Raw genomic sequence first — 18,219 nt, 5'->3', positions numbered from 1 at the left:
AGGCGGGAACGACACCGGCCCCCGGGCGGGTGCTCGGGGGCCGGGGTGACGCGGGGCGGGTCAGATGACCGTCTCGGCCTCCAGGTAGCGGTCCTGCGGCACGGTCTTCAGCTCGGCGACGGCCTCGGCGAGCGGCACCAGGTTGATGTTGGTGCCCTGCAGCGCGGTGATGTGGCCGAAGGCGCCCTTGTGGACGGCCTCCACGGCGTGCCAGCCGAACCGGGTGGCGAGCACCCGGTCGTACGCGGTCGGGGTGCCGCCGCGCTGGGTGTGGCCGAGGATCACCGGGCGGGCCTCCTTGCCGAGCCGGTGCTCCAGCTCGCGGGAGAGCTGGGTGGCGATGCCGGTGAACCGCTCGTGGCCGTAGATGTCCTTGGTGCCCTCCTCCCAGTGCATGGTGCCGGGCTCGGGCTTGGCGCCCTCGGCGCAGACCACGATCGCGAACTTCTTCTGCCGGTCGAAGCGCTCGCGGACGACGGCGGTGAGCTTCTCGATGTGGAACGGACGCTCCGGGACGACGATCGCGTGGGCGCCGGCGGCCATGCCCGCGTTGAGCGCGATCCAGCCGGTGTGGCGGCCCATGACCTCGACGACCATGACGCGCTGGTGGGACTCGGCGGTGGTCTTCAGCCGGTCCAGGGCCTCGGTGGCGACCGAGACGGCGGTGTCGAAGCCGAAGGTCACGTCGGTGGCGGCGATGTCGTTGTCGATCGTCTTCGGCACGCCGACGATCGGCAGACCGGCGTCGCTCATCAGCTTGGCGGCCTTGAGGGTGCCCTCGCCGCCGATCGGGATCACCGCGTCCAGGCCGAGGTCCGCGCAGTACCGCTTGGCGCGCTCGACGCCGTCGCGCAGGTGGCTCGGCTGCACCCGCGAGGAGCCGAGGATGGTGCCGCCCTGGGCGAGGATGCCGCTCACCGAGTCCAGGGTCAGGGGCCGGTGGTGGCCCTCCAGGAAACCGCGCCAGCCGTCCTCGAACCCGATGATCTCGTCGCCGTGGTCGACCACCCCCCGGTGGACCACGGAACGGATCACCGCGTTCAGGCCGGGGCAGTCACCGCCGCTGGTCAGCACTCCGATACGCATAGTTTTGCAACTCCCGAGCAGAACCGAGGAACGGCCGGACTACAGGCTGGTGCGACGAACCGTCACCGTAGCGGCGCCGTTCCACGCCGTGGTGGCGGGGAGTTGACCGTCGGGTGAAGGACCGGCCGATCCGGAGCGGAACGCCCGGAACCGGCCGCGGGGTCGAGCATACGGCGCCTGCGTCCGGCCGGGCAGGAGCCGACGCGGGAGCGGCGCCGTCGGCGCCCCCGCGCGGAAGTGCAGCCTGCTGCCGAGGAGGGTGTGCAGCCGGCAGCCCCATTGTCGTACGTTCCGGCCCGCCCGTGGACCAGGTGCCCGCGATGCGGGCAGCCGGTGGGAGCGGACGGGCCGGGGGGCGTACTACGCGGGGCGCGAAGTGGCCGCGATGCGCTCGGCGCGCAACGCGTCGTACCAGGTGGTGTCGGCCGGCGGCAGGGCGTTGACGTCCAGCGCCAGCTTGATCAGCATGTCGGCGACGGCGGGGTTGCGCGCCAGCACCGGGCCGTGCAGGTAGGTGCCGAAGACGGTGTCCCGCCAGGCGCCCTCGGTGCCGTCCCCGGTGCCGTTGCCCCGGCCGACGGTGACGTTGGCGAAGGGCTGGACGCCCTGGCCGAGGTGGGTGACGCCCTGGTGGTTCTCGAAGCCGGTCAGCTGCGGCAGACCGAGCCGCGGGTCGACGTCGGCCAGCACGTCGCCGACGCACCGGGCGCCCTCGCCGCGGGTGGTCCAGACGTCGAGCAGGCCCAGGCCCGGCTCGCGCTCGCCGAGGTCGTTGATGAACTCGTGGCCCATGATCTGGAAGCCCGCGCAGACGCCGAAGATGATCGCGCCGTTCTCGGCGGCCCGGATCAGGCCGCTGTCGGCCCGCAGGCGCTCGGCGGCCAGCCGCTGCGGACGGTCCTCGCCGCCGCCGATCAGGTAGATGTCCCCGCTGGTGGGGATCGACTGGTCGGAGCGGACGTCGATCCGGGTCACGTTGAGGTGGCGCTGGCGGGCCCGGCGCTCCACGACCAGGGCGTTGCCCCGGTCGCCGTAGGTGCTGAGCAGGTCCGGGTAGACCCAGACCACGCGCAGGCTGCTCTCACTCATCCTCGAAGGCCTTCCGTCACGCTCACTCGATGGGGCTGCTGGGCCGGCATCAGCCGGCCACGACCTTCCGCAGCTGCTGGAAGGCGGTGTAGTTGGCGATCGCCTCGATCCGGCCGGGCGGGGCCATCCGGACGGCCTGCTCCAGCGAGTCCACGACGTGGAACTGCAGCCCGGCGACCTCCAGGCGGACGGCCAGGTCCAGCTTGCGCTGGCCCATGACGAACACCGGGTGCCCGGCGAGGCGCTCGTAGTCGACGTCCCAGAGCCAGGAGGTGTCGGTGCCGTCGGCGTCCAGCGCGTTGACGGACAGGATGACCGGCGCCGGCGGGCCGTCGATCAGCGAGAAGGTCTCCAGCCAGCCGGCCGGGTTCTTGGCCAGCAGCAGCCTTATGTCGCGGCCCTGGTACTGGACGACGTCGTAGCGGCCGGCCACGGCCGTCACCGACTGCATCCGCTCCAGCGCGACCTGCGGGGCGACCCCGAAGACGGCCGCGACCGCGGCGGAGCTGGTGGCGTTGGCCAGGTTGGCCCGGCCGGGCAGCTGCAGCCGGATCGGCCAGGCGCCGCGCTGCGGGTCGATCACGTGGGTGCCCTGGAGCGCCCAGTGCGGGTTGGGGCGCCGGAAGCCGCAGTCCTGGCAGAACCAGTCGTCGCCCGGGCGCTGCATCACGCCGCCGCAGGCGGGGCAGGACCAGGCGTCCTCCTTCCAGGCCTGGCCGGCGGCCACCCAGACGACCTTCTTGCAGGAGGAGGCGGCCCAGGTCACCAGCGGGTCGTCGGCGTTGGCGATGACCACGGCCTCGGTGTCCTGCAGGCCCTCGCGCCACTTCTCGGCCATCATCCGGGTCTCGGCGGCGCGGTCGAGCTGGTCGCGGGAGAGGTTGAGCAGGGCGATCGCCTTCGGGCGGGTGTCGCGGGCGACGCCGGCCAGGTACTTCTCGTCCACCTCGATGACGCCGAAGCGGGCCTCCGAGCCGCCGGCCAGGGCGGAGGTGATGCCGGCCGGCATGTTGGCGCCGAGCGCGTTGGAGACGACCGGGCCGGCGGCGCGCAGCGCCTCGGCGATCAGCCGGGTGGTGGTGGTCTTGCCGTTGGTGGCGCTGACCAGCACGACGTCGAGGTGGTCGGCGAGAGTGGCGAGCAGATCGGGGTCGAGCTTGAGGGCGACCTTGCCGCCGATCACCGAGCCGCTGCCGCGGCCGGCCTTGCGGGACACGGCGGCGGCCACCCGGCCGGCCGTGACCGCGATCTTGGCGCGGGCCGGCAGGGAGGCGTCGCGTGCGCCTGTGGGCTCCGATTCGGTGCCTGCCATGCTCAGTGGTTCCTCCTTGCTGCGGCACCGCCCGGGGCCGGATAACGGGCCGTCGGGCGGCGGGGACGGGGCCAGCCTACCGACTCCTCCGCCCGGGTCGACGCTCCGGACCCCGCGCCGCCTGCTGCGACGGCCCCGGTGGCGACTCCCGGTGAACACTGACAGGTCGTCAGAAAAGGCGGTGTACGGACGGGCCGTACGCGGCTTCGGACGCCGTTTCCCGGGCCGGTGGTTCCCTCACGGGCCGCACGGGCCCGGGCCGGACGGCGAGGTCGCCGTCCGGCCCGGGGGTGTGCCGTGAGGATGTGGTGAAGAAACGATTACCGGCCCGGCCGGATCGGCCAGGGGACCGGCAGCTCCTCGGCCGCCTCGGCCAGGTGCGCGGTGATCACCAGGGTGCCCTCCTCGACCTGGTAGTCCAGCGGCGCGGCCAGCTTGCGCATGGTGGCGATCAGTCCGGTGTTGGAGGACTGGGTGACGGCGTACACCGTCTCCACGCCGGCCTCCAGGGCCAGCGCCGACATCCGCCGCATGAGGTCCAGCCCCAGCCCCCGCCGCTGCCAGGCGTCCTCGACCAGCACCGCGACCTCGGCGCTGCCGTCGTCCCACATCAGGTGCCCCAGGGCGACGATCCGCCCGTCCGCGGCCTCCACCGCCAGGGCCTGGCCGTGCCGGGCGTCCAGCAGGTGGTCCAGGTAGCGGTCGGCGTCCCGGACCGGGCCGTGGTACCGCTTGCGCAGCGTGTCGGAGGAGCAGCGGTGGTGCATCGCCAGCGCCGCCTCCTTGTCGCCCGCGTCCGCGCGCCGGACGGTCAGGTCGGCGCCGGCGGGCAGGGTCAGCCGGGCCGAGACGTCCGGCACCCGGGGGCCGAGCAGGGTGTCCAGCTCGACCAGGGCCTGCGCCCGGGCGAACTCGGTCGGGGTGAACGGCAGGTGCGGGCGGCTGAGCTCGATCAGGTCGCCGGAGGGCACCGGCAGCCGCATCACGTGCCCGTCCACCCCGGCGCCGCCGCGCCCGGCCGCGCCCGGGTACTGCCGGATGGTGCACTGGCCGAACAGCTGCCGCAGCGCGATCGGCAGCTCGGCGGCGTCCAGCGCGGTCCGGGTCGCCAGCGCCAGCACGTGCGTGGGCACGTCCACCAGGTCGTGCGCGTCGGCCGGGGCGCTCCAGATGTCGTGCCCGCCCGCCGCCGCCACCAGCACGGCCAGCTCGGCCCGGGTGAGCGAGCGCGGCGCGCGGACGAAGAACTCGTCCACCGTGCCCTCCGGCAGCGGGTGCGACTGCATCGAGACGATGTTGACCTGCCGCTCCGCGAAGGCCGTGCACACCCGCGCCAGGCTGCCGGGGGAGTCCTGCACCGTGGTGCGGATCCGCCAGAGCGTCGTCTGCTCGAAGTCGTGCAGCGGCCCCTGCAACGGCTCGTCCGACGCTCCCCTCGACCGCTCCGGCCGCGGCTCCGCCCCGGCGGCCGGGGGCGCGGGCGCGTCCGGCGCCGGCGGCCCGTGCAACTGGTGGCGGTGCGACCACCAACTGTGGAAGACCGCCGTGGCCACCAGGGCCACCGCGGAGGTCGCGAGCACCACCGGCCCCTCCGGGCCGTGCACCACCACCTTGGCCACCAGATCGGCCGCGGTCACCGAGAGGAACACCGCGGCGAGCTCCACGGTGTCGCGGCGCCACCTGTGCGCCCGGGCACCGCGCCGCTGGGCACGGGAGGGGGTCGGCGTCGGGTTCTTCGTCGTTCCGGTCGTCGTCAGCTGCTCCGTGTGCTCCATGGCATCAAATCTGCCGTTCCGGTGTTTCACGATCACGAATCCCCCGTGACCTTGTGGTTAATGTCGGTCACTCGCCCGCTCGCCTCCGGGGCGCTCGGGTCCGGTGCCGACGGTCGTCGCTCCGACGCCCTCGTCCCTCAGGCGTCCTCGCTCCTCCCTTTCGGCACCGGCGCGCCCCTTCGGCTCGGGGCGGTCACTCGCCCGCTCGCCTCCGGGGCGCTCGGGTCCGCTCGCCGTCAGCCGAGCAGTTCGTGGGCGGCGGCCTTGACCTCGGTGAGGAGGAGGGTGAGGTCGGCCTCGGTGGTGGTGGCGTTGAGGAGGCAGGCGCGGAGCAGCTCGCGGTCGCCGAGGCGGGCGCCGGTGACGAAGACCCGGCCGCGGCGCTGCACGGCGACCGGCAGCTCGCGGTTGAGGGCGTCGAGGGCGGCCTCGTCCAGCCCCGGGGCGCGGTGGCGGAAGGCGACGATCGAGGTCTGCACCTCGGCGAGCAGCTCCAACTCGGGATCGGCCCGGACGAGTTCGCCGAGGCGGCGGGCCAGCGCGGTGCAGTGGGCGATGTCCCGGGCGAGGCCGTCGCGGCCGCGGTGGGCGATGGTGGCCCAGACCTTGAGGGCGCGGAACGGGCGGGTCTGCTCGGTGCCGTACTCGGAGAACCACCCGAGCGAACCCGCCGCCTCGTCGCGCAGGTAGGAGGGGACGAGGCTGAAGGTGGCCCGCAGCTCCTCGGTGTCGCGCACCAGGGCGCAGCCGCAGTCGACCGGCACGCCGAGCCACTTGTGCGGGTCGAGGGCGAGCGAGTCGGCCCGCTCCAGCCCGGCGTAGCGGTGCGCGATGGCCGGGTCGAGCCGGCCGAAGGCCCCGTACGCGCCGTCCACGTGCAGCCAGAGCCGCTGTTCGGCGCAGAGGTCGGCGATGGGGTGGAAGGCGTCCACCGCGCCGGTGCCGACGGTGCCGGCCGAGGCGACCACCAGGAACGGCAGCAGCCCGGCGGCCCGGTCGCGCTCGATCGCGGCGCGCAGGTCGGCGACGTCCAGCAGGCCGTCGGGGCCGGTGGCGACGGTGCGCAGGTGCCGGCTGCCCAGGCCGAGCAGCTCGGCGGCCTTGCGGACGCAGGAGTGGGTCTCGCCGGTGACGTAGCCGACCAGCGGCGGCAGGCCCGCGAGGCCGTCCTCGCGGACGTCCCACCCGGCGGCGCGCGCGGCCCGGTCGCGGGCGGCGGCCAGGCAGACGATGGTCGCCATCGAGGTGCCGGAGGTGAGCAGCCCGCCGCCGGCCGGGTGCGGGAAGCCCACCAGTTCGGCGATCCAGCGGACCACCGCGCGTTCGAGGTGGACGTCGGCGTGGTCGCCGCCCGCCGAACTGGGGTTCATCGCGGAGGCGGCCAGGGTGGCGAGGACCCCGGCGGGGGCGGGCGCGGAGTTCACCCAGCCGAAGAAGCGCGGGTTGCCGTTGCCCATCGGGTACGGCAGCACGTCCTTCTCGACGGCGGCCAGCAGGTCGGCGAGCGGGCGGCCGGCGGCCGGCAGCGGCGCGTCCAGCAGGGCGGCGCGCGCGGCCTCGTCCATCGGCTGCCAGACCGGGCGGGCGGGCACGGCGGCGAGGTAGTCGGCGACCAGGTCGGCGGCGGTGTGCGCGGCGGCGCGGAAGTCCTCGGTCACGGCGGCTCCAGGAGGTGCGGGGCCTGGTGGCGCGGCGTCCTCGGCGCACCTGGATCGGGCTCCGATCCTACGGAACGGGCCCGCGCCGTGCGGCGCGGGCCCGACAGGTGGGACGGGGCGGGCTCAGTCCAGCGAGGCGGAGAGCCCGCTCGCCGAGCGGCAGTAGCCCTGCATCTCCTTGTTGGTGATCTTGGCGCAGAGCCGGCCGGCCGCGCCGCCGTCGGTGTAGTTCACCGTGTAGTAGCTGACCAGGCCCTCGGCGCAGGCCTTGCGCTGCCAGCCGTCGGCGGCGGTGGCGCACTGCTGGGCGGCCCAGTCCTCGCGGTCCAGGTTGTACTTCATGGTCCGCGAGCCGACGCCCCGGCTGCAGTCCACCGCGCCGCCGGAGGCCTTGCCGTTGAGGCACCACTTCAGCGCGTCGGCGTACACCTCGGGGTGGTTCGGGTAGTCGTGCGAGGAGAGGTAGAAGGTCGGCGCGTAGAAGAAGCAGGCGGACTGGAACAGCGCCGGCTGGTCCTTGCACGGGTACAGCGGGTCCTGGGCGAGCTTGTCGGCGGGCAGGTTGGCCTTCGCCGTCTCGTCCTCCTCGTCCGGGCCGAAGAGCTGCATGAACAGGCCCTCCGAGCAGCGGATCCGGTTCTGGTCGGTGGTGAACTTGTTGCACAGGTCGCGGGCCTTGGCCACGTCCTGCTTGGCGACGAACATGGTGCCGTGGCCGACGCCGTGGATGCACGGGCCGGTGTTCTTGGGGGCGCACAGCTTGAGCAGGTCCACCTCGGGCTGGGTGGAGGCGTTCAGCATCTCCTCGACCGCGCCGTGCAGGTAGCCGGCCGCGCAGGTCTCGTGCGGGAAGGAGATCACCTTCTGGAAGTCGGCGTTGAACCGCTTCACCGCCGCGTGCCCGAGCTCGTGCGCGATCGGGTGGCAGAACCGCACGGTGTACGGCTTCTCCTTGCTGATCCTGTCGAGGTCGGCCAGCGCCACGCCGGGGTCGGTGGCCTCCATCTCGGCCATCAGCTTGTTCCGCAGCGTCGAGCGGGTCCACACCGCCGGGTCCCCGGTCGGGGTGGCGGTCGTCGCGGTGCCCTGGCCGCCGGTGGGCGGTGCGCCCCCGCCCGGCGTCCCGGGGGCGGCCGAGCCCGCCGCGGTGGTGGCGGTGGCGGGCGTCCAGTCGGTGACCGCCACCGAGCCGAGGCCGAGGACCCCCAGCAGGAGGGCGGTGAGAATCGCGAACGCTCGCGGTTGCATGACGGAGATCCCCCGGCGGATCGAGGCGGACGGGTCGCTCCCCATCCTGACGGCACCTGGGTGGGAATCCGTGTTTTCGGCCGCCATTCGGGAGGTGTCGGCGACGCTACCGCACGCCGTGTCCGCCCAACGAGGCGGGCTGGCCGGCGTCACCGTCCGCGACGGGCCACCCGGGCGGCGCAGCGGCACGGGCGGTGCCGCCGCGCCGCCGGGGAAGGCTGACGCCCCGGGAGGCGCGCCGGAGTCAGAGCTCCAGCGAGACCTGGTACTCCGTCAGCCAGGTGTTGAGGTCCAGCGCCAGGTCGGCCGCGAGCCGGACGGACTGCGGGTCGGTGTCCGGGGCGAGCGCGTCGGTGAGCGCCCGGCGGTCCAGCAGGCCGAGGACGGGCGCCTTCGGGTCGGCGGCCACTTCGGCGAGCTCGGCCCGCAGCAGCGCCGGGTAGTGCGGGTCCTGGACGATGGGGTAGGGGCTCTTCACCCGGTCGGCGATCTCGGGCGGCAGGACGTCGCGGACGGCGGCGCGCAGCAGGCTCTTCTCCCGGCCGTCGAAGTTCTTCATCGCCCACGGGGTGTTGAAGACGTACTGGACCAGCCGGTGGTCGCAGAACGGCACCCGGACCTCCAGCCCGTTGGCCATGCTCATCCGGTCCTTGCGGTCCAGCAGGATGCAGACGAAGCGGGTCAGGTTGAGGTACGAGATCTCCCGCATCCGCCGCTCCACCGGGGAGGCGTCGGGCAGGTGCGGGACCTCGGCCAGCGCCTCCCGGTAGCGGGCCCGCCGGTACTCGTGGACGTCGAGCTTGGCGACCAGCCCGCGGTCGAGCAGCTGCTCGCGCGGCCCGGCGCCCTCGCCGGCGAGCTGGGTGACCGCGCCCGCCCACGGGAAGTCGTCGGCGGCGACCAGCCGTGGGTCGTGGAACCAGCGGTAGCCGCCGAAGAGCTCGTCCGCGGACTCGCCGGACAGCGCCACCGTGGAGTGCTCGCGCACCCCGCGGAAGAGCAGCAGCAGCGAGGTGTCCATGTCGCCGAAGCCGCCCGGGGTGTCCCGGGCGCGCAGCACGGCGGCGCGCTGCTCGGGGTCGGTGAGGGCGGCGCTGTCCAGCTCGATGACGCTGTGGTCGGCGCCGACGTGCCGCGCGAGCAGGCGGGCGTACGGGCCGTCCGGGGTGGAGCGCACCTCGTCGGCCCGGAAGTGCTCGCTCTGGCCGGTGAAGTCGACGGCGAAGGAGCGCACCGGGCCGGCGCCGGCGGCGCGCAGCGCCCGGGCGGCGAGGGCGGTGACGGCGCTGGAGTCGAGCCCGCCGGAGAGCAGCGAGCAGAGCGGGACGTCGGACTCCAGCTGGCGGTGGACGATGTCGTCGAGCAGGGCCCGGACGGTGGCCACCGTGGTGTCCAGGTCGTGGGTGTGCTCGCGGGCCTCCAGGCCCCAGTACCGGCGGATCGAGATGCCCTCGCGGCGGATCCGGACCACGTGGCCGGGCCGCACCTCGGCGATGCCGCGGTAGACCGAGCGGCCGGGGGACTTGGTGACGGCGAACATCTCGCGCAGGCCGTCCAGGTCGACGACCGGCCGGACGGCGGGGTGGGCGAGCACGGCCTTCACCTCGGAGCCGAAGACCACGCCGTGCGGGGTCGGGTGGTAGTGCAGCGGCTTGACGCCCATCCGGTCGCGGACCAGCAGCAGTTCCTGGCCGCGGGTGTCCCAGACCGCGAAGGCGAACATGCCGTTCAGCCGCTCGGCCAGGCCCTCGCCCCACTCCAGGTAGGCGTGCAGCACCACCTCGGTGTCGCTGCGGGTGCGGAACCGGTGGCCGGCCGCCTCCAGCTCGGCGCGCAGCTCGCGGTGGTTGTACACCTCCCCGCTGTAGGTGAGGGCGGCCAGCACCCGGCCGTCGTGCTCGACGGTCATGGGCTGGGTGCCGCCCTCGATGTCGATCACGGCGAGGCGGCGGTGGCCGAGCGCGGCGTGCCGCTCCAGGTGGACCCCGCCGGCGTCCGGGCCGCGGCAGAGCTGGGTGGCCGTCATCGCGTCGAGCACCGCACGTTCGGTGGTGAGGTCGCGGTCGAAGGCGACCCATCCGGTGATCCCGCACATCAGCAAGCCTCCGGTTCGTCCGATCCGCATCTCCGATGCGTATGCGGACCAACACGCTACGTGGCGATCCGGTGCCGCTACAAGGGTGTGTCGACGAGGTGACGGTCCCGCGTTCCGCCGGCCATGAGAGGGCGGCCGGGCGTCCGGAGGCCTTCCTTGCGCCGAAAGTCTCAAGATCTGCCCGAATTCGGGCAGGATCTTTGATCTCGCCGGGAGGCCCGGCCTAGAGTCCTCACTCGTGTCCAGCTCACCCGGCTCCTCGCACCCTCACGAAGACCTGCTCGCCCACCTCACCCGGACCAGCCCCCTCGGGCCCCGGGAGGCGGCGCGGGTGGTGGCGGAGGTCCTGGCGTACTTCTCCGAGACGACCGAGGAGTACGTCCGCCGCCGGCACGGCGAGCTGCAGGCACGCGGCCTGACCAACGAGCGGATCTTCGCCCGGCTGGCCGAGGAGCTGCCCGCCCGGCGGGTGGCGGCACCCGAGCTCTCGGCCCGGCAGCTGCGCCGGATCGTCTACGGCTGAGCGCCGCCCCCGACCGTCTTACGAAGCCACCACCTCTGTCATTCGAAGGAGTCACCAGATGTGCGGAATCGTGGCCTACATCGGCCCCAAGGACGCGACGCCCTTCCTGCTGGAGGGCCTGGCCCGGCTGGAGTACCGCGGCTACGACTCGGCCGGCGTGGCCGTCACCGGGCGCACCGGCGGTCTGAAGGTCCGCAAGGTCAAGGGCCGGGTCGCCGACCTCGCCGCCGTGGTGCCCGCCCGGTTCAAGGGCACCACCGGCATCGGCCACACCCGCTGGGCCACCCACGGCGTGCCCAGCGACGCCAACGCTCACCCGCACCTGGACGACGCCGAGCGGATCGCGGTCGTCCACAACGGCATCATCGAGAACGCCGACGAGCTGCGCGCCCGGCTGACCGAGGAGGGCGCCGTCTTCCGCTCCGAGACCGACACCGAGGTGCTCGCCCACCTGATCTCCGCCCACGCCACCGAGGGCGTGGAGCTGGAGGAGGCCGTGCGCGCCGCGCTCGGCAAGGTCGTCGGCACCTACGGCATCGCCGTGCTCGACGCCGAACAGCCCGACCGGATCGTGGTCGCCCGCAACGGCAGCCCGATCGTGCTCGGCATCGGCGAGAAGGAGATGTTCGCCGCCTCCGACGTCTCGGCACTGGTCCGCTACACCCGCCAGGTCGTCCACCTGGAGGACGGCGAGCTCGCCACCGTGCGCGCCGACGGCTTCCGCACCTTCACCGAGGACGCCCGCACCACCCACCGTCAGCCGTCCACCGTGGACTGGGACATCGACTCCTACGACACCGGCGGCTACGAGCACTTCCTGCTCAAGGAGATCCACGAGCAGCCCGGCTCGGTCGAGCGCACCCTCAGCGGCCGGCTCGACGAGCGGTTCGCCACCGCCCACCTCGGCGGCCTCAACCTGGACGCCCGCGAGCTGCGCGAGATCCGCCGGGTCAAGATCCTCGGCTGCGGCTCCGCCTACTACGCCGGCGAGATGGGCGCCCAGCTGATCGAGGAGCTCTCCCGCATCCCCGCGCACAGCGAGCCCGCCTCCGAGTTCCGCTACCGCAACCCGGTGATCGAGGCGGACACCCTGTACGTCGCGGTCAGCCAGTCCGGCGAGACCTACGACACGCTGGCCGCCGTCCAGGAGATCAAGCGCAAGGGCGGCCGGGTGCTCGGCGTCGTCAACACCGTCGGCAGCGCCATCGCCCGCGAGTGCGACGGCGGCATCTACCTGCACGCCGGGCCGGAGGTCTCGGTCGCCTCCACCAAGGCGTTCACCTCCACCGTCGTCGCCTTCGCGCTGCTCGCCCTGCACTTCGGCCGGATCCACGACCTCTCGCCCGCCGACGGCCGCCGCATCGTGGCGGGCCTGCGGGCGCTGCCGGACCAGATCCGGGAGATCCTCGCCCAGAGCGACGGCATCGCCGAACTCGCCGCCGAGTACGCCGAGTCGGAGGGCATGATGTTCATCGGCCGGGTCCGCGGCTACCCGGTGGCCCGCGAGGGCGCGCAGAAGCTCAAGGAGATCTCGTACGTGCACGCCGAGGCCTACCCGGCCAGCGAGCTGAAGCACGGCCCGCTCGCGCTGATCAGCCCCGAGCTGCCGACCGTCGCCCTGGTGCCGGACGACGAGCTGCTGGACAAGAACCTCACCACGCTCGGCGAGATCAAGGCCCGCTCCGGCCGGGTGGTGGCCGTCGCCCACCGCCGGCCCGAGGCGAAGCTCGCCGACCACTGCATCCTGGTCCCGAAGAGCGAGCCCGAGCTCGACCCGCTGCTGCTCAACATCCCGCTCCAGCTGCTCGCCTACCACGCCGCGGTGGCGCTGAAGCGCGACGTCGACAGGCCGCGCAACCTCGCCAAGAGCGTGACGGTGGAGTAGCCGCCCCGGAGCGCCGGCCCCCCGCGCCGGGGCCGGTGCCGGGCCGGTGCCGGGCCGGGGCCGCGGCAGCCGTCGCCCACCCGGACTCAGCCGCGGGTGAAGCTGCCGAGGCCCTCGTGGTTGAACTGCTCGACCACCACCGTGGACGCCCGCCCGTCGGCGCCCACGGTGAACGTCACCCCGGACAGGCCGACCGCGTTCTCGCCCCTGGTCTGGAAGCTGAAGGTGTCGCCGGCGTAGTGCCGGAGCGGGAACCGCAGGTCGTCCGGCCCCAGGCTCATCACCAGTCCGCCGTCCTGCGCGCTCACCGTCAGCGGACCGTAGTAGCCGTTGCCGTACGTGCCGAGGTAGGCCGCGTCCGCCTTCGCGGGGGCGGCGCCCGCGGGCGGACTGGTGTAGTCGGTCGGCGAGACGCCGCCCATCGCGGCCGCGGGGACGACCTTGCCGTACAGGCCGAGCCAGTCGACCGTCAGCCGGCCCTCCTGGGCGTGGTCGAAGAACTCGGCGGCCACCGCCTCCGGGACGCCGATCGGCTGACCGTTGCTCAGCACGACGATCCCGAGCTGCTCCGACGGCAGCAGCGTCACCACCGTCGCCGCGCCCAGCTCGAAGGCGCCGGAGTGGTTCAGTCGGAGCCGCCCGTGCGGGTCGTAGCTCACGTTCCAGCCGAGGCCGTAGAAGCCCGGGTTGCCGGCCGGCGCCATCGGCGGGTTGGCGACGCTGTGCGGCACCCGGGTCTCGTTCAGGCCCGCCGGGTCGACGACCTGCCTGCCCTCGAACGTGCCGTCGGCCAGCTGCAGCCGCATCCACTTGGCGAGGTCCCGCACGGTCGAGGTCACCCCGCCGGCGGGCGACTGCGGGTCCGGGTTCTGCGTGGTGCTGACCTGCCAGCCGCCGCCGGCGGCCCGTACGTGCGGTACCGCCTTGTCCGCCGCGGCGTCGTAGGCGGAGCGGCGCGAGCTGGTCGAGGTCATGCCCAGCGGCCCGTAGAGCGTGTCGGCCGCGAGGTCCTCCCAGGCCACGCCCTTCGCCCTGGCCACCGCCACCGCCGCCTCGGTGAGGCCGTAGTTGGTGTACGCGTAGCTCGCCCGGAACGGCGAGAGCGGCTGGTCGCGCAGGTGCCGCAGGATGTGGTCACGCTGGTAGCCGAGGTCCTCCAGCAGGTCGCCCGCGTGGTCGGGCAGGCCGCTGCGGTGCGAGAACAGGTCGGCGATCGTCACGTGGCCGCTCACCCAGGGGTCGGCCAGCGCGAACTCCGGGTCGTGCGCGGTGACCGGGTCGTCCCACTTCACCGCCTTCTGGCCGACCACCCCGGCGACCACGGTCGAGGCGATCGGCTTGGAGACCGAGGCGAGCTGGAACACCGTGTCCGGCCCCACGGCGTCGGGCCTGCCCAGCTCACGCACCCCGTAGCCCTTCGCGACGAGCACCTTGTCCCGGTGGACCACGGCGACGGCGACCCCCGGGACACCCGTCTTCGTCATCGCGTCCTGCACGAAGCCGTCCAGCGCGGCCACGGCGGCGGACACCTGGGCGTCGGTCAGCTGCGCGGGCGGCTGGGCCGGCGGCGCCGTGGCCAGGGCGGAGGGGCTCGCGGCCGGGGACGGGCTCTGGACGGGGGCGGCGGCCGGATCGGTGGCCTTCGCCGAGGTGCACCCGGCCAGCAGCGGACCGGCCAGCAGCACGGCGGCCAGCAGCGGCGCGCCGGTGCGCAGCCCCGGACGGCGGCCGTTCCGACGTGCCGCGCCGTGACGGTGCATCAAGGTCCTCCCGCGTCCGGACGGCGGCGCCACCCCGGTCCGGTAGCGCCGCCGCCTGCCTCACGGCGCGAGTATTGGCCGGGGCCGGAGGAGCCCGGCCGCCGCCGCGCGCCCTCGCGGGCGCAATCCACCCGCTCGGTCGAGCCGCGGTGCGCCCCCGGGGCCTGTTCCGGCCCTGGGGTCCGTCTTCACACTCCCGTCGTCCGCCCGGAGGGCGGGCGGGGCGGCCTTGGGGTGCGTGCACCGCAAGGCGGAGGAGCCTCGCGCGGGACGCCCGGCAGCTCGGACAGCCGCTGGTAGCCGACCCGGCCGTCCTGCTGCGGTTCGCGGGCGAGGGCGGCGGCTGTGGCGTCGAGCACGCGGGGCTCCTGGGGCTCCGGGGGCTCCTGGGCGTCGAGGCGGGGAGTCCCGGCGATCCACCGCCCGACGGCGACCGCCCCCCGGTCCGGGGCGGACCAGGGGGTAGGGGGACGGGGACGGGGGACGGGGGAGCGGCGTTACGCCTTGGCCTGCTGCTGGATCCGCACCATGTTGCCCGAGGGGTCACGGAACGCGCAGTCGCGCGGCCCCCAGGCCTGGTCGATCGGCTCCTGCAGCACCTCGGCACCGGACGCCCGGACCCGCTCGAAGGTCGCGTCGACGTCGTCGGTGCTGAAGACGGTCATCGGCAGGACGCCCTTGGTGAGCAGCTCCTGCAGGGCGTCGCCGTCGGCCTGGGAACGGCCGGCGTGCGGCTCCGAGAGCACGATGTCGAGGCCCGGCTGCGCCGGGCTGCCCAGCGTGACCCAGCGGAACTCGCCCGAGGCGACGTCGTTGCGGAGCTCCAGGCCGAGCGCGTCGCGGTAGAAGGCGAGCGCCGCGTCGACGTCGTTGACGGTGATGTGGCAGTACTGGAGTGCGATGGTCATGCCGTCCACGTTAGGCGGCGGCGGCGCGATCCACTTCTCCGATCCTGCTCGGCCGCGGCCTCCTCGTCGGGCGGGTGCGCACCTTCGCCACGCACGCCGGCATCGCCGCCACGGCCCGGTGCTCCCGGGCGCGGTACGCGCTGGGCGTCTCGCCGACGATCTCGGTGAACCGGGAGCTGAATGAGCCGAGTGAGGTACAGCCGACCGTCATGCAGGCGTCCGTCACGCTCACGCCCGCGCGCAGCAGTGCCATCGCCCGCTCGATCCGGCGGGTCATGAGGTAGTTGTACGGCGTCTCGCCGTAGGCCGCGCGGAACCGCCGGGAGAAGTGCGCCGGCGACATCAGCGCACGCCGGGCCATCGTCGGGACGTCGAGCGGCCGCGCGTACTCCCGGTCGATCAGATCACGGGCCCGGCGCAGGTGCGCGAGGTTCTCAAGCTCCTCCGGGGTCATGCGAACGACGCTACCACCCACCCCCGACACCGCGGCGACCTGCGGAAACGCTCAAACGGCGGCGGGGCCGGCGGCGCTGTCCGGGGCGACGGCGGCGGGGCCGGCGGGGGCGCCGGGGGCGGCGCGGAAGGCGATCAGGGCGATGTCGTCACGGGCGTCGGGGACCTCGGCCAGCAGGCGGTCGCAGAGGTCCGGGAGCGGCAGACCGCGGGCCCGGTCGGCGGCGGCCGCCAGCCGGTCCAGGCCGGCGGCCAGGTTCTCGCCGGGCACCTCGACCAGGCCGTCGGTGTAGAGCAGCACCGTGTCGCCCGGGGCGATCCGCGCGCGGTGGGTGCGGCGCGGCTCCGCCGGGGCCACGCAGAGCGGCACGTCCGCCTCCTCGGCGTCGAGGAACCGCGGCGGGCCGGCGGCCGGGAGCAGCAGCGGCGGCGGGTGCCCCGCGTTCGACCAGGCCGCCTGCCAGCCGCCGTCGCCCTCGCCGGAACGGGCCAGGTGCAGGTGGACGGCGGTCGCGAAGGCGGCGACGCCGAGCCCGTCCGCGGCGGCGTCCAGCCCGGTCAGGGCGTCGGCGGGGGTGTGCAGGTGGGTGCGGTTGTACGCGATGGACCGCAGCATGCTGCGCAGCTGGCCCATGGTCGTGGCGGCGGTGAGGTCGTGGCCGGCCACGTCGCCGATGGTCAGGGCGAGCGAGCCGTCGGGGAGCACGAAGGCGTCGTACCAGTCACCGCCGACCTCGGCCGCGCGGTTGCCGGGCTGGTAGCGGGCGACGAGCCCGGCGCCCGGCACGGTGGGCGGGGCGGTGAGCAGCGCCCGCTGGAGGACGAGCGCGGCGTGCCGGGTGCGCTGGAGCTCCAGGGTCTGGCGCAGCGGCAGCTGGGCGCGCTGGAGCACCTCCTGGAGCAGCTCGATGTCGGCGCGGCCCGGCGGCGGGGTGTCGCCGCAGCCGGCCGCGGCGGCCAGCGCGACGGTGGTGCCGTCGAGGACGATGGGCAGCAGGGTGAGGCTGGTGGCGCCGGCCCGGTCCAGCCAGCGGGACGACTCCTCGGGGACCACGCCGGACGGGACGCGACCGGCCGGGAAGGTGAGCAGGACGGGCGCCCGCTCGTCGACCGCCCGCCGCGCCGCGGGCCCGAGCAGGAAGCTCTGCTGGCGCAGCGGCGGCAGGGGCGGCAGGCCGGGCCTGGCGGTGGAGGCGATTCGGGTGGCGCGCGGTCCGCCCGGCCGGCGGGGCTGGCCGGACCGGGCCGGCTGCTCCCGTTCGGCCAGCACGAACACCGTGCAGGCGTCGGTGAGTTCGGGCACCACCAGGTCGGCGACGGCGGCGAACGCGTCCTCGGGCCGGGTGGCCTCGGTGACGGCGACGGCCCGGGCGAGCATGCGCTCGCGCATCCGGTTGCGCCAGCGGTCCTCGATGTCGGAGGTGGCACCGATCCACTCCACCAGTCGGCCGTCGCGGACGATCGGCACGGCCCGCGAGGCGACGTGGCGGTACTCGCCGGAGGCGGTGCGGACCCGGAAGGTGTGCTCGAACATCGACGGTTCGCCGGCCTCCGCCTCCGTCCACCGGCGCGCCAGGCCGTCCCGGTCGCGGGGGTGGATCAGTTCGAACCAGGCCTCGTCCATGGTGTCGCGCCAGGGGTGGCCGGTCAGCTCCTCCCAGCCCGGGACCAGTTCGGCCATCGTGCCGTCGGGGAGGTTGAGCCAGACCAGCTGGGAGACCGCCGACAGCAGCGCCTCGTAGCGCTCCAGGGCGTGCAGGCGGTCGGCCGACAGCCGCTCGGCCCGCTGGACGGAGTGCACCTCGGCGGTGGTGTCGATCGCGCTGACCAGGACGCCGGGGCCGAACCGGGAGGAGACCGGCGAGCAGCTGTAGACGAAGTGCCGGTGGTCCTCGGGGTCGTCCTCGTCGGAGGTCTCCAGCGTCCGCGGGGTGGTGACCCGGCGGGCCGTCCCGTCGGCGCGGACCAGGTCGAGGGTCTCGATGAACCGGTCCACCCCGGGCTCGGTGAACACCTCGCGGATCGGCACCCCGACCGGCCGGGGGCCGAACAGGTCGCCGAAGGCGTCGTTCCGGTACACCAGACGGTGCTCCGGCCCGGCCGTGAGGGCGATCGCCACGATGGCCCGGTCGAAGACCTCCGGTGTCAGCTGGGGCTCGGGCACCCGTCTCGTTCCCCCTTCGGCGGTGCGGGCGGCGACGCCGAGTCCGGCGCCGCGGCCGCTCGGTGGGCGACGGCCGGAGGGCGGGCGGCGCTGATCGCCGGCGGCCGTCCCTGGCACGGTACCCGGCCGACCGGGCGCACCCGGGCCGCGGGGTGGCCGCACCGGCCGTCGTGTCGCGGGGGCGCGCGGTGCCGTCGCGGCGGGGCGGGCGGGCGTCCGCACAGGAAGTCGGCCCGGCCGACTTCCTGTGCGGGGTGGGGTCG

General features: G+C 74.4%; 14 protein-coding genes. 2 read left to right on the top strand and 12 right to left on the bottom strand.

Annotated features, from left to right (window positions below; genetic code table 11):
* Positions 1-60: 60 nt before the first annotated feature.
* The 7 genes from ACFVHB_RS21335 to asnB form a co-directional block, all read right to left on the bottom strand.
* Entirely contained in the window at positions 61-1,086 is a 1,026-nt protein-coding gene (locus tag ACFVHB_RS21335) for a 6-phosphofructokinase (RefSeq protein WP_380324337.1), read from the bottom strand.
* A 360-nt stretch (positions 1,087-1,446) separates the two neighbouring features.
* The gene (locus tag ACFVHB_RS21330; protein WP_238864478.1) at positions 1,447-2,175 is read right to left on the bottom strand and encodes a type 1 glutamine amidotransferase; all 729 of its coding nucleotides are present in this window, start codon (positions 2,173-2,175) and stop codon (positions 1,447-1,449) included.
* Positions 2,176-2,224: 49 nt separating this feature from the next.
* Positions 2,225-3,487: a MurT ligase domain-containing protein gene (locus ACFVHB_RS21325; RefSeq protein ID WP_380324333.1), complete on the bottom strand. Its 1,263-nt coding sequence runs from the start codon at positions 3,485-3,487 to the stop codon at positions 2,225-2,227.
* Between the two features lie 320 nt (positions 3,488-3,807).
* The gene (locus ACFVHB_RS21320) at positions 3,808-5,262 is read right to left on the bottom strand and encodes a GNAT family N-acetyltransferase (RefSeq protein ID WP_380324331.1); all 1,455 of its coding nucleotides are present in this window, start codon (positions 5,260-5,262) and stop codon (positions 3,808-3,810) included.
* Between the two features lie 236 nt (positions 5,263-5,498).
* Positions 5,499-6,920 carry a pyridoxal phosphate-dependent decarboxylase family protein gene (locus tag ACFVHB_RS21315; protein ID WP_380324328.1) on the bottom strand — a complete coding sequence of 474 codons (1,422 nt, stop codon included), beginning with the start codon at positions 6,918-6,920 and terminating at the stop codon, positions 5,499-5,501.
* Between the two features lie 123 nt (positions 6,921-7,043).
* Positions 7,044-8,168 (bottom strand): hypothetical protein, encoded by a 1,125-nt coding sequence (locus ACFVHB_RS21310; RefSeq protein ID WP_380324325.1) that lies wholly within the window; start codon positions 8,166-8,168, stop codon positions 7,044-7,046.
* Between the two features lie 244 nt (positions 8,169-8,412).
* Entirely contained in the window at positions 8,413-10,263 is a 1,851-nt protein-coding gene (gene asnB / locus ACFVHB_RS21305) for an asparagine synthase (glutamine-hydrolyzing) (protein WP_380324322.1), read from the bottom strand.
* Positions 10,264-10,501: 238 nt separating this feature from the next.
* Between asnB and ACFVHB_RS21300 the strand changes: the two genes are divergently transcribed.
* Both ACFVHB_RS21300 and glmS read left to right on the top strand, forming a co-directional pair.
* Complete coding sequence (locus ACFVHB_RS21300; RefSeq protein ID WP_380324319.1) at positions 10,502-10,786, top strand: hypothetical protein; 285 nt, start codon at positions 10,502-10,504, stop codon at positions 10,784-10,786.
* Positions 10,787-10,844: 58 nt separating this feature from the next.
* A complete protein-coding gene (glmS, locus tag ACFVHB_RS21295; protein WP_380324316.1) occupies positions 10,845-12,671 on the top strand; it encodes a glutamine--fructose-6-phosphate transaminase (isomerizing) in 1,827 nt (608 codons plus the stop codon).
* Between the two features lie 86 nt (positions 12,672-12,757).
* On the opposite strand, the gene ACFVHB_RS21290 is transcribed toward glmS, so the two are convergent.
* The 5 genes from ACFVHB_RS21290 to ACFVHB_RS21270 all read right to left on the bottom strand — a co-directional run bounded on the left by ACFVHB_RS21290 (position 12,758) and on the right by ACFVHB_RS21270 (position 17,956).
* Positions 12,758-14,431, bottom strand: a complete 1,674-nt coding sequence (locus tag ACFVHB_RS21290) for a serine hydrolase (protein ID WP_380324313.1) — start codon at positions 14,429-14,431, stop codon at positions 12,758-12,760.
* 188 nt (positions 14,432-14,619) lie between these two features.
* Positions 14,620-14,790 carry a hypothetical protein gene (locus ACFVHB_RS21285; RefSeq protein ID WP_380324310.1) on the bottom strand — a complete coding sequence of 57 codons (171 nt, stop codon included), beginning with the start codon at positions 14,788-14,790 and terminating at the stop codon, positions 14,620-14,622.
* Between the two features lie 138 nt (positions 14,791-14,928).
* Positions 14,929-15,339 carry a VOC family protein gene (locus ACFVHB_RS21280; protein ID WP_380324307.1) on the bottom strand — a complete coding sequence of 137 codons (411 nt, stop codon included), beginning with the start codon at positions 15,337-15,339 and terminating at the stop codon, positions 14,929-14,931.
* A gap of 10 nt (positions 15,340-15,349) precedes the next feature.
* Positions 15,350-15,793, bottom strand: a complete 444-nt coding sequence (locus ACFVHB_RS21275) for a helix-turn-helix transcriptional regulator (protein ID WP_380324304.1) — start codon at positions 15,791-15,793, stop codon at positions 15,350-15,352.
* 51 nt (positions 15,794-15,844) lie between these two features.
* On the bottom strand, positions 15,845-17,956 hold the full coding sequence (locus ACFVHB_RS21270) for a SpoIIE family protein phosphatase (protein ID WP_380324301.1): 2,112 nt from the start codon (positions 17,954-17,956) through the stop codon (positions 15,845-15,847).
* Positions 17,957-18,219: the final 263 nt, after the last annotated feature.

Source organism: Kitasatospora sp. NPDC127111, from assembly GCF_042677465.1.
In the GTDB taxonomy this organism is placed as follows: Bacteria; Actinomycetota; Actinomycetes; order Streptomycetales; family Streptomycetaceae; genus Kitasatospora.
The sequence above is the reverse complement of the archived record's forward strand: the minus strand, read 5'-3'. Positions and strand labels throughout refer to the sequence as shown.